Annotated in this window: 14 protein-coding genes; 6 read left to right on the top strand and 8 right to left on the bottom strand. The window is 70.1% G+C overall.

The genetic code is table 11. The annotated features are described in order from the left end of the window. Positions 1–3 precede the first annotated feature (3 nt). On the top strand, positions 4–687 hold the full coding sequence (locus M3Q35_RS33375) for a hypothetical protein (RefSeq protein ID WP_273936509.1): 684 nt from the start codon (positions 4–6) through the stop codon (positions 685–687). On the opposite strand, the gene M3Q35_RS33370 is transcribed toward M3Q35_RS33375, so the two are convergent. The 4 genes from M3Q35_RS33370 to M3Q35_RS33355 all read right to left on the bottom strand — a co-directional run bounded on the left by M3Q35_RS33370 (position 684) and on the right by M3Q35_RS33355 (position 3,826). Next, positions 684–1,595, bottom strand: a complete 912-nt coding sequence (locus M3Q35_RS33370; RefSeq protein ID WP_273936508.1) for a glutaminase — start codon at positions 1,593–1,595, stop codon at positions 684–686. The two genes, M3Q35_RS33375 and M3Q35_RS33370, sit on opposite strands and share 4 nt — an antisense overlap. Before the next feature lie 25 nt (positions 1,596–1,620). Further along, the gene (locus tag M3Q35_RS33365) at positions 1,621–1,953 is read right to left on the bottom strand and encodes a hypothetical protein (RefSeq protein ID WP_273936507.1); all 333 of its coding nucleotides are present in this window, start codon (positions 1,951–1,953) and stop codon (positions 1,621–1,623) included. Positions 1,954–2,058: 105 nt separating this feature from the next. Next, positions 2,059–3,273, bottom strand: a complete 1,215-nt coding sequence (locus M3Q35_RS33360; RefSeq protein WP_273936506.1) for an acyl-CoA dehydrogenase family protein — start codon at positions 3,271–3,273, stop codon at positions 2,059–2,061. A gap of 13 nt (positions 3,274–3,286) precedes the next feature. Next, positions 3,287–3,826 carry an SCP2 sterol-binding domain-containing protein gene (locus M3Q35_RS33355; protein WP_273936505.1) on the bottom strand — a complete coding sequence of 180 codons (540 nt, stop codon included), beginning with the start codon at positions 3,824–3,826 and terminating at the stop codon, positions 3,287–3,289. A 75-nt stretch (positions 3,827–3,901) separates the two neighbouring features. Here M3Q35_RS33355 and M3Q35_RS33350 point away from each other — a divergent pair, with 75 nt between their 5' ends. Beyond that, entirely contained in the window at positions 3,902–4,549 is a 648-nt protein-coding gene (locus tag M3Q35_RS33350; protein WP_273936504.1) for a TetR/AcrR family transcriptional regulator, read from the top strand. Between the two features lie 122 nt (positions 4,550–4,671). Here the strand turns inward: M3Q35_RS33350 and M3Q35_RS33345 are convergent, their stop codons facing one another. Beyond that, a complete protein-coding gene (locus M3Q35_RS33345) occupies positions 4,672–5,481 on the bottom strand; it encodes a MaoC family dehydratase (protein ID WP_273936503.1) in 810 nt (269 codons plus the stop codon). Next, on the bottom strand, positions 5,481–6,782 hold the full coding sequence (locus tag M3Q35_RS33340; protein ID WP_273936502.1) for a 3-oxoacyl-ACP reductase: 1,302 nt from the start codon (positions 6,780–6,782) through the stop codon (positions 5,481–5,483). Before M3Q35_RS33340 ends, M3Q35_RS33345 begins: the two co-directional genes overlap by 1 nt. A 57-nt stretch (positions 6,783–6,839) precedes the next feature. Here M3Q35_RS33340 and M3Q35_RS33335 point away from each other — a divergent pair, with 57 nt between their 5' ends. Together M3Q35_RS33335 and M3Q35_RS33330 are read left to right on the top strand one after the other, a co-directional pair. Beyond that, on the top strand, positions 6,840–8,078 hold the full coding sequence (locus M3Q35_RS33335; RefSeq protein ID WP_273936501.1) for an acetyl-CoA C-acetyltransferase: 1,239 nt from the start codon (positions 6,840–6,842) through the stop codon (positions 8,076–8,078). Between the two features lie 11 nt (positions 8,079–8,089). Continuing rightward, entirely contained in the window at positions 8,090–8,737 is a 648-nt protein-coding gene (locus M3Q35_RS33330; RefSeq protein WP_273936500.1) for a TMEM175 family protein, read from the top strand. Here M3Q35_RS33330 and M3Q35_RS33325 read toward each other — a convergent pair. After that, positions 8,734–10,533 carry an APC family permease gene (locus tag M3Q35_RS33325; RefSeq protein WP_273936499.1) on the bottom strand — a complete coding sequence of 600 codons (1,800 nt, stop codon included), beginning with the start codon at positions 10,531–10,533 and terminating at the stop codon, positions 8,734–8,736. The genes M3Q35_RS33330 and M3Q35_RS33325 overlap by 4 nt on opposite strands. A gap of 52 nt (positions 10,534–10,585) precedes the next feature. Then, on the bottom strand, positions 10,586–11,410 hold the full coding sequence (locus tag M3Q35_RS33320) for a transcriptional regulator (protein ID WP_273936498.1): 825 nt from the start codon (positions 11,408–11,410) through the stop codon (positions 10,586–10,588). Positions 11,411–11,535: 125 nt separating this feature from the next. Between M3Q35_RS33320 and M3Q35_RS33315 the strand changes: the two genes are divergently transcribed. Beyond that, complete coding sequence (locus M3Q35_RS33315) at positions 11,536–12,729, top strand: AAA family ATPase (protein WP_273936497.1); 1,194 nt, start codon at positions 11,536–11,538, stop codon at positions 12,727–12,729. A gap of 615 nt (positions 12,730–13,344) precedes the next feature. Beyond that, on the top strand, positions 13,345–13,944 hold the full coding sequence (locus M3Q35_RS33310) for a phosphatase PAP2 family protein (protein ID WP_273936496.1): 600 nt from the start codon (positions 13,345–13,347) through the stop codon (positions 13,942–13,944). Positions 13,945–14,092: the final 148 nt, after the last annotated feature.

Genomic DNA, 14,092 nt, shown 5'->3' with positions numbered 1-14,092 from the left:
CCCATGAGTGAACCGACGCCGTCCGTGCCGGTGGTCCGGCTGCCGTCCCGCCGGCTGGTCGCCGGTGTCGTGCTGCTGCTGGCCGGCCTGCTGGGGATCGGTGGCACATTCGCCGACCTGTACGAGCTGAACGTGTCGGTGAACCTCGGGCTGACGTCGTTCGAGCACAGCTTCACGGTGACGTCGTGGGTCACGAACTACCCCACCACCGGACTGCCCTTCGGCGAGGGCAGCCGGACCAACTACTTCGGCGTGCCGGTGATCATCGCCGGCGCGCTGGCGCTGTACACGGCGAACCTGCTGCTGCGCGGTCGGAATCCGCTGCAACGGCTGACGACGATCCGGCTGGCCGCCGCGGCGGCGACGGCGATGATCGCCGGCTACGTCTGGTTCGCGGTCACCAATCTGATCGACTCGATGGGCACCAACGCCGGCTCCACGTTCACCTTCGCCGCGGGCACGGGCATGTGGCTGCTCGTCGCGGCCGCGCTGACCGGCGCGCTCGGCTCGGTTCTGCTGCTGGGCCTGATGCCGGAGGCCCCGCTGGCCGTCACGCAACAGCCGGCGGCGGACGAGGCGATCGTCTACCAGGTCGACGTGGACACGCCGCCGATGGGCTTCGAGGTCCCGGTCGACCTGCCGCCGACCGACACCTACCAGCCGCCGGCCAAGCCCGAACAGCACTAGAACACCGAAAGGCCGCTGCCCGTGGTGAACGCGTCCAGCGCGGCGACGGCCGCCACCGAGTTGCCGGCCGGATCCAACCCGGGGCTCCACGCGCAGACCGCGCCACGGCCGGGGATGATCGCCAGCACCCCACCGCCGACTCCGCTCTTACCCGGCAGCCCCACCCGGTACGCGAACTCACCGGCGGCGTCGTAGGTGCCGCAGGTCAGCATCACGGCGTTGATCTGCTTGGCCTCGCTGCGGGACAGCAGCCGCACGCCGTCGGCCCGAACCCCGTGCCGCGCAAGGAAACGCCCGGCCAGCGCGAGATCACGGCAGCTGGCCTCGATCGCGCAGTGCCCGTAGTACTGGGCCAACACGGCATCCACGTCGTTGTCGAGGTTGCCGTGACTGGCGATGAAGTGGGCCAGCGCCGCATTCCGGTGCCCGTGCTCGGCTTCCGACGCGGCGATTTCCGCATTCGTTGCCAGCGCAGGGTTTTCAGACTCGGCACGAAGAAACTGCCGCACCTGCTCGGCCGCGTCACCGGTCAACGTGAGCAGCCGGTCGGTCACCACGATCGCGCCCGCGTTGATGAACGGATTGCGCGGGATGCCGTGCTCGGTTTCCAGCTGCACCAACGAGTTGAACGGATTGCCGGACGGCTCGCGGCCCACCCGCCGCCACAGCGACTCGCCGCCCTCGGCCAGCACCAAGGCCAACGTGAACAGCTTCGAGATGCTCTGGATCGAGAACGTCGCCGAGGCGTCGCCAGACTGGAACACCTCGCCGTCGACCGTCGCCAACGCCATACCCACCGCGTTCGGGTCGGCACACGCCAACGCCGGGATGTAGTCGGCGACGCGGCCGTGGCCGAGATGCGTCCGGGCGGCCTCGACCGCGTCGTCGATCAGCTCCTGGTAGTTCACGCCGCCATTGTTGCTGGTGACGCCGTCAGCCCAGCGGCCGAACCACGTTCGGGGCCACGTTGCCGCTGTGTCCGTACGCGTCGGCCGTCGCCTTCTCCTGCGCCTTCGGGTCGGCGCCGTCCCGGGCCGGTCCCATCCATTCGCAGGCGCAGTAGGCGATGTAGTACGGCTCGACGTCCGAACTGGCCACGTGCCAGACCTCCGTCTGCTGGCCACAGCTCCCGGTCCGTCCGCCCGCCGGCCGCCGCACCGGCACCGCCGGCTCGCCCGACGGTTTGTCGCGATTGCGTCGGATGTACGCCGCTCCCAGCAATGCGAGGACGATCGGCACCCCGATGACCCACACCAGCGCGTTCACCAGCCGAGTGTCCACCCGCCCGCCGCCCCGCCGCCATGTCTTTCCCGTCTCACACAACGGAAAGGGGCACCCGTCCGGGTGCCCCTTTCCGTTGCGGACGTCCGCTCAGGGGATGTGGATCCCCGAGATGGCACGGGAGATCACCAGTCGTTGGATCTCACTGGTGCCCTCGAAAATCGTGAAGATCTTGGCGTCCCGGTGCATGCGCTCCACCGGGTGCTCACGGGTGTAGCCGGCGCCGCCGAGGATCTGGATGGCCCGCTCGGTGGACCAGACGGCGACCTCGCTGGCCTTGAGCTTGGACATGGAGCCCTCGCCGGCCTCGAAGGGCACGTTGTTGCGGCCCATCCAGGCGGCGCGCCACACCAGCATGCGCGCGGCGTCGATCTCCATGCGCATGTTGGCCAGGTCGAAGGCGATCGACTGGTTCTGGATGATCTTGCGGCCGAAGGCCTCGCGGTCCTTGGCGTACTCCAGCGCGTAGTCGTACGCGGCGCGGGCGACGCCGACGGCCATCGCGCCGACGGTGGGGCGGGTGGTCTCGAAGGTCGCCATCGCGGCCTGGCCGCCGGCCTTCTTGCCCTCGCGGGCCCGGGCCAGCCGGGCCTCGACGCGCTCCTTGCCGCCAAGCACGCAGCGTCCGGGCACCCGCACGTCATCGAAGAAGACGTCGGCTGTGTGCGAGGCGCGCAGGCCGTGCTTCTTGATCTTGCGAGTGCTGGCCACACCGGGCGTTCCGGGCGGCACGATGAAGCCGGCCTGGCCGCGTGCACCCAGAGTGGGGTCGACGACCGCGGTCACTACGTGCACGTTGGCGATGCCGCCGTTGGTGGCCCACGCCTTCTGGCCGTTGATCACCCACTCGTCGGTGGCCTCGTCGTAGCGGGCCCGGGTGCGGTAGCCGCTGACGTCCGAGCCGGCCTGCGGCTCGGACGCGCAGAACGCCGCCACCTTCGGGTCGTTCTCGTCGCCGAAGCACTCCGGCACCCACTCGGCCAGCTGCTCGGGCTCGCCGGAGGCGAAGATGCCGGCCACCGCGAGGCCGGTGCCCATGATCGCCAGCGCGATGCCGGCGTCACCCCAGAACAGCTCCTCGGTGGCGATGGGCAGGGACAGCCCGATCGGGTCGGCGAACCAGGTGGCCAGCGACTCGAAGCCGTACAGGCCGATCTTGGCCGCCTCCTGGATGATCGGCCACGGTGTCTCCTCGCGCTCGTCCCACTCGGGGGCGGCCGGGCGGATCACGTCCTTGGCGAAGCCGTGCACCCAGTCACGCAGGTCGCGCTGGTCCTCGTTGAGTTCGAGGGAGAAGCCGGCCATCGGGAGTTTCCTCTCACGCCTTGGGGATGTCGAACAGGCTCATGAAGCCGGCCGCGAAACCGAGATCGCCCTTGACCTTGAGCTTGCCGGTCATGAACAGCACGGGGGCGGACGCGTTGCCGGTGGCCAGCTTGAGGAACTCCAGCGGCGCCAGCGTGACGGTGGCCCTCGGCTCGTTCTCGCCGTTCTTGGTGATCGCGCAGGTGCTGTCCTCGATGCGCACCTGGTACCGGTCGAAGTCGTCGCCGTTGATCAGGCGGAAGTGCACGACGGCCCGGGTGGCGCCGGCCCGCTCGGTGCGGAAGTGCACCTCCATGCGGCGGAACACCTCGTCCAGGATCGGCCCGCGCAGCGTCGGCACGGCCATCACGGCGTCGATCTGCTCCTTGGACGCCCGCGAGATGATCCGGGCGAAGTCCTGCGGGGGCATCGCGCTCAGGTCCAGCTGCGTGCCGTCGTTCGCCGCCTCGGTGAAGGCGGACAGCAGCGTCACGAACTCGTCTTTGCTGATCTTCTTGGGATCGAGGGATGTCAACTGCTCGATGTCGGCCATAACCCCACCTCCGCTTACCTACTCGCCAGTAAGCCTACTGTGTAGTAGGTATGCCGGCAAGCTAGCCTGCTTCGGATGCGGACGAATGACGCGGCCGGCCGGGTCCGGGCCAAGCGGCTGCCACGCGAAGTGCGTGAGCGGCAGATCCTCGACGCCGCCGTCGAGGTCTTCTCCCAGCGCGGCTACCACGCCGCGTCGATGGACGAGATCTCCGAGGTCGCGGACATCTCCAAGCCCATGGTGTACGCCTACCTGGGCTCCAAGGAGGACTTGTTCGCCGCGTGCATCCGGCGGGAGGCCACCCGTCTCATGGAGGCCATCGCCGCCGGCGTCAGCGAGGCCGGCGACCGTCCTGACGTGCAACTTTGGCACGGCCTGCGGGCATTCTTTGGCTTTGTCGGCGAGTACCGCGACAGCTGGCAGGTGCTGCACCGCCAGGCCAGCGCCCAGGGCGGCCCCTTCGCCCAGGAGCTGCTCGACATGCGCCGCCGCGCCATCAGCCTCGTCGCCGCCCTGCTGATGAACACCTCCGACAGCGAGGCCGCATCCCTGCACACCGACGCCATGGCCGCCGCCCTCGTCGGCGCCGGCGAGTCCCTGGCCGACTGGTGGCTCGACCATCCCGAGGAATCCGCCGGCGCCGTCGCCGCACGTCTGATGAACCTCGTCTGGATGGGCTTCGGCAACCTCGTCGACGGCCAGATGTGGCAGCCGCCCCGCTAGTTGTCCACAGCCCCCACCCTCGAATCCGACTTGTCCACAGCCCCACCCTCGCCAAGATCCACCACCCGTTTCCGCTGGTAGAATGGATCTGGGGCTGCCCCCAGGGAGGGCGGGGGATTGTCTTACGTGGTCGGAACGAAGGCGGCGACCGTGCCGGCGAGGTGGGGGCGGCGGCTGCGGATGTCGTGCACGGCGAACTCCCAGCCGTCGCCGGCGGCGGAGACGCTGAAGCCGACGCGGGCCGGCAACAAGACGGGCAGCTTGAAGCGGACGTCGACGGTGTAGGCGGACGGCAGGCGCTCGGCGATGGCGGCGAGGCTGCGGGCCTTGGTCCACATGCCGTGGGCGATGGCCCGCTGGAAGCCGAAAAGGCGGGCCGCCAAAGGGTTGAGGTGGATGGGGTTCCGGTCCCCGGACACGGCGGCGTACTGACGGCCGATGTCGGAGGGCACGGACCACACGGCGGACGGCTCGGGGACCTCGGACGAACCCGAAGAGCCGGCGGAGCCGGAGCCGGAACGCCGCAGGTAGGTGCTGACATCGGTCCACACGACGGCGGAATCGACGAGCAGCTCGCTGACGACGTCGAACTGCTGCCCCCGCTCATGCGGCCGAAGGTCGACGGCCCGCACCCGAAGGTCGAACGGTTCCGAGGCAAGAACGGGGCGGGACAAGGAGATCCGATTTCCCACATGCACCAGACCGGGCAGCGGGAAGGGAAAACCGGACGAGGTCATGAGCCGCATCTGCAACGGGAAAGCCAACACGTGCGGATAGGTGGCGGGCAGCTCGTCACGCAGGCCGAAGCCGCAAACCCGGTTGTACGCGGCCAAATGCTCCAACGAGACGGAGACGTCGGAGCGCGACAGGACGTCGGAAGGCAGCGTGGAACCGCCGCGGCGGAACGCGGTGAGCGCGGCGCGCAGGTACATCAGGCCCCCAGCAGGCTCTGTCCGCACACCCGGACGACGTTGCCGTTCACGCCGGCGGACGCGGGATTGGCGTACCAGGCGATGGTTTCGGCGACGTCGACCGGCAATCCGCCCTGGGACATGCTGTTCATCAGCCGCCCAGCCTGGCGGATGAACAGTGGCACGGCGGCGGTCATCTTGGTCTCGATGAAACCGGGCGCGACGGCGTTGATGGTGCTGCCCCGGCTGGCCAGCTCCGGCGCGAGCGACCGGACCATGCCGATCACCCCGGCCTTGCTGGTGGCGTAATTGGTCTGCCCGACATTGCCGGCGATACCGGCGATGGACGACACACCGACGATCCGCCCGTTACGCCGCAACGCGCCGGCTTTCAAAAGCCCGTCGTTGACGCGGAGTTGGCTGGCGAGGTTGACCGAGAGCACGGCGTCCCACTGGGCCTCGGTCATCTTGGCCAGCGTCTTGTCCCGCGTGATGCCGGCGTTGTGCACGACGATGTCCACGCCCTCGTGCCGCAGCTGGAAGTACTCGACCAGCTTGGCCGGCGCGTCGGGCGAGGTGATGTCCATCTGCACGGCGGAGCCGCCGACCCGGTTGGCGACCTCGGACAGCTCGCTGCCCTGCGCGGCGATGTCGAGGCACACGACGTGCGCGCCGTCCCGGGCGAGCACCTCGGCGATGGCGGCGCCGATGCCCCGCGACGCCCCGGTGACCAGGGCGACCCGGTCGGCCAACGGGTGCTCCCAGTCCAGCGGCTCGACGACCTCGGCGGCGCCGACCCGGATGACCTGCCCGGACACGTAGGCCGACTTGGCGCTGAGCAGAAAACGCAGCGTCGACTCCACATTGGGCTCGGCGCCCTCGGAGACGTACACGAGCTGGGCGGTGCTGCCGGCGCGGAGCTCCTTGGCCACGGAGCGGACGAAACCCTCGAGCGACCGCTGCGCGACAACGGCCGGCACGCTGGTCAGCTCCTCGGGCGGCGTGCCGAGCACGACGACCCGTCCGCACGGACCGAGCTTGCGGATGACCGGGCTGAAGAAGGCGTGCAGGCCGCGCAGCTGCTCGGGGTTGTCGATGCCGGTGGCGTCGAACACCAGTCCCCCGTACGGCGCGTCCCCGCCGGTGGCGTGCGCCTTGAGCACGGCGTCGAGCCGGCCGGAGCCACCGGTCAGCACCGGACCCGCCAGCGCCGGCTGCCCCGGCCGGTGCCGCCGCAGCCGCGCCGGTCGAGGCAGGCCGAGCCGGCTGGTGACGAACCGCCCGAAGCCGGACTGGGCGAACCGGAGGTACGGATCTGACATACGAGACGCCTCCCTACTCGCTGGTAAGTCTACTCATAAGTAGGTTATTGTCGAGGTATGACCCCGACCGTTCAGCGCGTGGCCGTGCTCGGCGGCAACCGCATCCCGTTCGCCAGGTCCAACGGTCCGTACGCCACGGCGTCCAACCAGGACATGCTGACCGCCGCGCTGGACGGCCTGGTCAGCCGGTTCGGGCTGCAGGGCGAACGGGTCGGTGAAGTGGTCGCGGGTGCGGTGCTCAAGCACAGCCGCGATTTCAACCTAGCCAGGGAAGCGGTTCTCGGCAGCCGACTGTCGCCGCAAACACCCGCCTACGACCTCCAGCAGGCCTGCGGCACCGGCCTGCAGGCGATCATCGCCGCGGCCAACAAGATCGCCCTCGGGCAGATCGACTCGGCCATCGCCGGCGGCGTCGACACCACCAGCGACGCCCCGATCGGCGTGAACGAGGGCCTGCGCCAGGTGCTGCTGGAGTTCAACCGGGCCCGGTCGTTCGGCGCCCGGCTGCGCGCGGCGACCAAGCTGCGCCCCACCCACGTGGTGCCCAACATCCCGCGCAACGCCGAGCCGCGCACCGGCATGTCGATGGGTGAGCACGCGGCGATCACCGCCAAGGAATGGGGCATCGCCCGCGAGGACCAGGACGAGCTGGCCGCGGCCAGTCATCGCAACCTGGCCGCGGCCTACGAGCGTGGCTTCTTCGACGACCTGGTCACGCCGTATCTCGGCCTGACCCGCGACCAGAACCTGCGGGCCGACACCAGCGTGGAGAAGCTGGCCAAGCTCAAGCCGGCCTTCGGCGACACGATGACGGCCGGCAACTCCACGCCCCTGACCGACGGCGCCTCGGTGGTGCTGCTGGCCAGCGAGGACTGGGCCAAGCAGCACCGGATCCCGGTGCTGGCCTACCTGACCTCGACCGAGACCGGTGCCGTCGACTACGTGCACGGCGAGGACGGCCTGCTCACCGCCCCGGTCTACGCGGTGCCGCGGATGCTGGAGCGCGCCGGCCTCACGCTGGCCGACTTCGACTTCTACGAGATCCACGAGGCGTTCGCCTCCCAGGTCCTGGCCACGCTGGCGGCCTGGCACAAGAACGGCGTCGGCGACATCGACCGGGCCAAGCTCAACGTCAACGGCTCCTCGCTGGCCGCGGGCCACCCGTTCGCCGCGACCGGCGGGCGAATCGTGGCCACGCTGTCGAAACTGCTGAACGAGCGCGGCTCCGGTCGCGGTCTGGTCTCGATCTGTGCCGCGGGCGGCCAAGGCGTCGCCGCCATCCTGGAGAAGCCCTAGCTTCTTGCCCCGTGACCGAGGGCGACGAGGACGAGAAGGACACCGGCGGCGAGGTCGACCTTGGGCGCGTGCTCGCGCTCTCGGACGGCGTGTTCGCCATCGCGCTGACCCTGCTGGTCCTGGACATCAGGATCCCCGACGAGGCGCATGGCGAGGACTTCCTGCGGGCGATGGCCGGCCTTGAGCCGGCCATCGCCGGCTACCTGATCAGCTACCTCGTGATCGGCGTGCTGTGGCTGGCCCACCACCGGCTGTTCCGCGAGCTGCGCGTACGGCGCGCGCGGATCATGTCGCTGAACATGGTGCTGCTGGCCCTGGTCGCGCTGCTGCCGTTCCCGTCCTCCCTACTGGCCAAGCACGGCGACGAAGCGCTGTCCTACGCGATCTACGCCGGCAACGTGATCGCGGTGTTCCTGATCCAGTCGCTGATCATCGCGGTCTCCCAGCGCAACGGCGACATCACGCCGAAACCCGGCCGCTTCCCGCGCCTCGGCTGGTACCTCCAGCCGATCTCGGCCAGCGCGGTCTTCGCCGTGTGGGCCGTCGTCGCGATCACCGGACACCCGGGGCAGGCCAACTACGCCTGGTGGCTACTGGTCCCGCTGGTCCTCGTCACGCGTCGGCTAAATCAATCTAAGCAAGTATTGCCCAAGCGCTAGACACCGTTAGAGAAGCTCAGACGGAAGCGCAGCCGGCACACGACAGCCGAGGTGTTGCGCCCGACGCAGCGCGCCACCACCGCGCCACGACGGTTGCGCAGCATGCGCTCCCACAGCGCGGCCGGCTCGATCTCCCCGATCAGCACCACCACGTGCTCATCGGACAGCGACTTCACGTAGCGGGCGACCGGCGGCCCGAGCACCCGGTGCTTCGAGTCGAGCAGCACCAGCGGCACCTCGGGCCGCCACTCCTGCCAGTCGGCCTGGAACCGCCGGGCTTTCTCCTGCTCGTCGTCGAACGACACGTGCACGGCCACCACCCGGTCGCCCATCGACAGCGCGGTCGACAGGCACTCCGCGGTCAGCTTGGTGATCGCGACCACCGGCACCACCACGACCGAGGACGTCCGCCGCGGCCGCGCCGGCAGGGTGCCGACGCCGATGTCGCGGCCGATCCGGGCGTAGGCCCGACGCACGATGCCGAACAGCACCACGAAGATCGGGATCACCAGCACGACCAGCCAGGCGCCCTCGAGGAACTTGGACGCGGTGACGTCGATCAGCGCGGCAATGGTCAGCACCGCGCCGAACCCGTTCAGCACGGCCTTGGGCACCCAGCCCCGGCCACGCTCGGCCCGCCAGTGCCGGACCATGCCGATCTGCGCCAACGCGAAGCCGACGAAGACACCGATGGCGAACAACGGCACCAGCACGTCGACCCGGCCTTCGGTGCCGATCAGCAACGCGCCGGCCAGCACGGCCAGCACCAGCACGCCGTGCCGGTGCACGAGCCGGTCGGCCCGCAGCCCGAACACGTGCGGCAGGTAGTCGTCGCGCGCGAGCTTCGCGGCCAGCACCGGCAGCCCGCCGAACGAGGTGTTCGCGGCCAACGCCAGCAGCAGCACCGTGGACAACTGGATCACCACGTACAGCCAGCCCTCACCGACCGAGCCCTCGCTGACCAGCGACAGGATCGTGCGGCCGGCCACCGGACGCACGTCGAACCGCTGGATCAGCACGGCCAGCCCGATCAGCAGCACGCCGAGCACCAGGCCCAGCCCGGCCTCTGCGCGCCGGGCCCGCAGGCGTCGCGGGGTCCGGAACGACGGTGTGGCGTTGGCGATGGCTTCCACGCCGGTCAGCGCCGAACACCCGTTGCCGAACGCGGCCAGCACCAGCAACGCGCCCACCCCGCCGACCGTCGTCGACGGCGACGCCGGCGTGGTGGCCTCCGGCCGGAACAGCCCGACCACGATCACCACCAACACCGAGGCGACAAAAACGGCCGCCGGCAAGGCGAACGCCTTCGCGCCGACCACGATGCCGCGCAGGTTCACGCCGGTGACGATCACCAGCACCAGCACGCACAGCTCGGTCGTCCACGGCAACAGCGCCGGGAAGGCCGAGGTCAGCGCGGCCACGCCGGCCGCGACCGACACGGCGACGTTGAGCACGTAGTCGACCACCAGCGAAGCCCCGGCGACCAAGCCGGCCCGGCGACCCAGGTAGCGGGTGGCCACGGTGTAGGCGCCGCCGCCGTCCGGGAACGCCTGGATGACCTGGCGGTAGCAGGCGATCAGCACGCCCAGCAACACCACGATCGCCAGCGTCACCGGCAGCGTCCAGCCGAGACCGGCGGAACCGGCCGCGGCCAGCACCAGCACGATCGCCTCCGGCCCGTAGGCCACCGACGCGATGGCGTCCAGACCGAGCCCGGCCATGCCGGTCACGGCGGTCAGCCGATGCCGCTGGTCGTCCCGGGACAGGCGGACCGGTCGGGTCGCAGTTGTCGTCACGAGCGCACTGTGCGACCGATTTTGCCTGCCGTACAGCGGTTTTGACGCGCTCCTAACGTGTGAGCTTGGCCCGTTGACCCCGCGCGAAGTGGGGCAGCAGCTCCCTGATCACCTCCTCATCACCGGTCATCGACACGCAGGCCAGGTGGCGATCGGCCGCGAGCCAGCAGATTCCGAGCTTGCCGCCGCCCTCGCGGTCCAGCAGAAAGCCGCGGTGCGGGTCCATGCCCTCGATCCGGAAAGTGGACGGCGCGAGCGCGCGCAGGATGGCGATCGGCCCTTCCTCGTTGCCCAGCTCCACCAGCATCACGTGCGCGTTGGCGGTGGCCGAGGCGAAGCTGCGGAAGTGGCCGCCGAGCAGGCCGTGGCTGCGCAGGGCCAGCGCCTGGCTGCGGTGGTGGCCCCAGTCCGCGGCCGGCATGGACACCAGCCGGTAGTTGCTGTCCACCGCGGATTCCCGGCTCATCCGGAAGCCGTCGGGCACCTCCGTGATCACCAGGTCGGCCCGCTCCCGGTCGCGCTCCCCCGGCTCGTCGCCCAGCAGGGCGGCGAACGCGAGCGGGTCCGCGCCGCCGGTCTCGATGGCGGTCATCATCGAGCGCAACGCGGCCAGCTCGTCGCGCAGCGCCACCCGGCCGGCCTCGGTGATCGAGATCCAGGTCCGCGGTTTGCGGTCCTCGATCACCTTGTCGGTGTCCACCAGTCGGGCGTCCTCCAGCACGCGCAGGTGCCGGCTCAGGCCGCTGTCCGGCTGGCCGAGCTGGTCGCGCAGGGTCGTGAAGGCCACCCGCGGCTCGGCGCTGAGCACGGTCAGAATGCCCAGCCGCACCCGCTGGTGGACCACGTCGTCCAGGCGCTGCGCCGGGTGGGAGTCCATCCCACTCCCCTCCACTTGTCGCTTCGTCCGCACTTATCAAATCGCAAGTACCATCAAGATCGCAACCGCTAGTGGCGTCTTCCGGTGTATTGAGCCAGCGCTAGACGCGCCGATACGGTCCGATGATGGATCCGGTGCGCAACCCGTTCGCCCCCGGCGCCGGGCAGCGCCCGCCCGAGCTGGCCGGCCGGGACCGCGAGCTCGCGGCCTTCGACGTGGTGCTGGAACGGGTGGCTCGCGGCCGGCCCGAACGCAGCCTCGTGCTCACCGGCCTGCGCGGTGTCGGCAAGACCGTGCTGCTCGGCGAGCTGCGCTCGATGGCCGTCAAACGTGGCTGGGGCGCCGGCAAGATCGAGGCCCGGCCGGACGCCGAGCTGCGACGGCCGCTGTCCGCCGCGCTGCACCGGGCGATCCGCGATCTGGCCGTGCGGCACCGCGACCCCGAACGGGTGGAAACGGTGCTCGGCGTGCTCAAGGCGTTCGCGCTGCGCGCCAATCCCGACGGCACCAAGCTGCGGGAACGCTGGCAGCCGGGCATCGACGTGCCGGCCGCGCAAGGCCGAGCCGACTCCGGCGACATCGAGATCGACCTGGTCGAGCTGTTCACCGACGTCGCCGAGCTGGCCAAGGACGTCGGCAGCGGGGTGGCGCTGTTCATCGACGAGATGCAGGACGTGCAGCCGGATGACATCTCCGCGCTGTGCGCCGCCTGCCACGAGCTCTCCCAGTCCGGCGCGCCGCTGGTCGTGGTCGGCGCCGGCCTGCCGCACCTGCCCGCGCTGCTGTCGGCCAGCAAGTCCTACTCCGAGCGGCTGTTCCGGTACGTGCTGATCGGCCAGCTCGACCGGGAGGACGCCGACCACGCCGTGCTCGCGCCGGTCGCCCGTGAGGGCGCGGAGATCAGCCCGATGGCGCTGGACGCGCTGTTCGACGCCTCCAGCGGCTACCCGTACTTCGTGCAGGCGTACGCCAAAGCGGCGTGGGACGCGGCGCCGGCGGATCCGATCACCCCGCAGGACGTGGCCATGGCCGCGCCCGAGGCCGAGGCGGAGCTGGCGGTCGGCTTCTTCGGCTCACGGTATGAGCGCGCGACGCCGGCCGAGCGCGAGTACCTGCGCGCGATGGCCGACCTGACCGAGGGGCGCGACGAGCCCGTCGGCACCACGGATGTGGCCGTCTACCTGGGGAAGAAGCCGTCCTCGCTGTCGCCGGCGCGGGACAACCTGATCAAGAAGGGCCTCGTCTACTCGGCCGAGCGCGGGCGGATCGCGTTCACCGTGCCGCACTTCGGGCGGTTCCTGCTCGGTCGCGAGGAGTAGCTCGTTCGGCGTACAGGGGTGCATCACCGGATGAACGTGGGGTAGCGACAGGGTAGACGCCGACGATTCGTCGGCATGTGCCGCACCTCACCGGACAAAGTGGTGGTTTACGAGGTCGCACGGGTGCATACTGGTACTACCGCACCAGAAGCCAGACCTTGAGAGGGATGCAAACCCCATGAACATCGCCGCTAAGTTCCGCGTCCGTCGCGCCGAGGCTCGTACTCGTCGGGCCGTGAGCAAGGCGATCGACGCTGCCGCCACGCCCGCCATGCGCCAGGAGCTCATGCTGCTCGCCCAGGCGCATCTGCAGGGCCTGCGCTGACCCCGACTTTCTCCGACCGGCCAACGCAGCCGCGCCCGCTTCGACCCGGGCGTGCCCTCCCAGCTGCGAGCCATCGCCGGTCGGCGCGGGATGCAGGGCCCGCGCCGACCGGCATCACCTCCCGATGCGACTCCTCCGCACCGGGCCTCGACGGTTCACCCGAAAGTGACTCAGGTCACACCGCCGGTCCGCTGTAACGCGCTCCGTGACGGCAGCGATGAGCCGAATGACCCCGCAGTGCTGTCGGACCCCCGACCTGGCAGCACTGCGGGGTTTCCCATACTCGGCGAGTGACCGCATCAACTCGCTCGTTCCGCCGACTGGCCGCCCGCACCGCCACCGAGGTGTTCGCGCCGGCGGTGGTGGTCGTCGCCATCTCGTTCCTCGTCGGCCTGCACGCCGGCGCCTCTCTCGGCGCCGGCCTGCTCTGGGGACTGATCACCGCGCTGTTCGCCAGCATCCTGCCGTTCGGCGCGATCCTCATCGGCGTCCGCCGCGGCCGGCTGACCGATCACCACGTGGGCGTGCGCGAACAACGCCGGATCCCGTTGCTGATCGGGCTCGGCTCCGTGCTCGTCGGTCTCGCCGTCCTCGCGCTCGCCGGCGCACCGCGGGAAATGCTCGCGCTCGTGGCGTCGATGTTCGCCTCGCTCGTCGTCACGATGGCCGTCACCCACTGGTGGAAGGTGTCCGCGCATGCGGCTGTCGCCAGCGGCGCCGCCGTCATCGCGACGCTCTCGCTCGGTCTTGCCTGGCTGACGTCCTTCGTCGCGGTGGCGATCGTCTGTTGGTCGCGGGTGGAGCTGCGCGACCACACCGTGAAGCAGGTTCTTGTCGGCACGCTTCTCGGCGTTGTTGTCGGCGGATCGGTGTTCGCCGCACTCCGATGAACCGCTGTGACGCCGGTCATAGTGGTCGAGTTCAGGGCTGGTTTCCGGGGTGTTCACCGGCCGCTCGCAACGCCCTGACCAGCGCGGATGGATCATGGGCCGCACCGGAAGGGGGCCGATTTGGAGACGCCTTGGATCGGCTGCTAAT

The organism is Kutzneria chonburiensis (assembly GCF_028622115.1).
Classification (GTDB): Bacteria; Actinomycetota; Actinomycetes; order Mycobacteriales; family Pseudonocardiaceae; genus Kutzneria; species Kutzneria chonburiensis.
The sequence above is the reverse complement of the archived record's forward strand: the minus strand, read 5'-3'. Positions and strand labels throughout refer to the sequence as shown.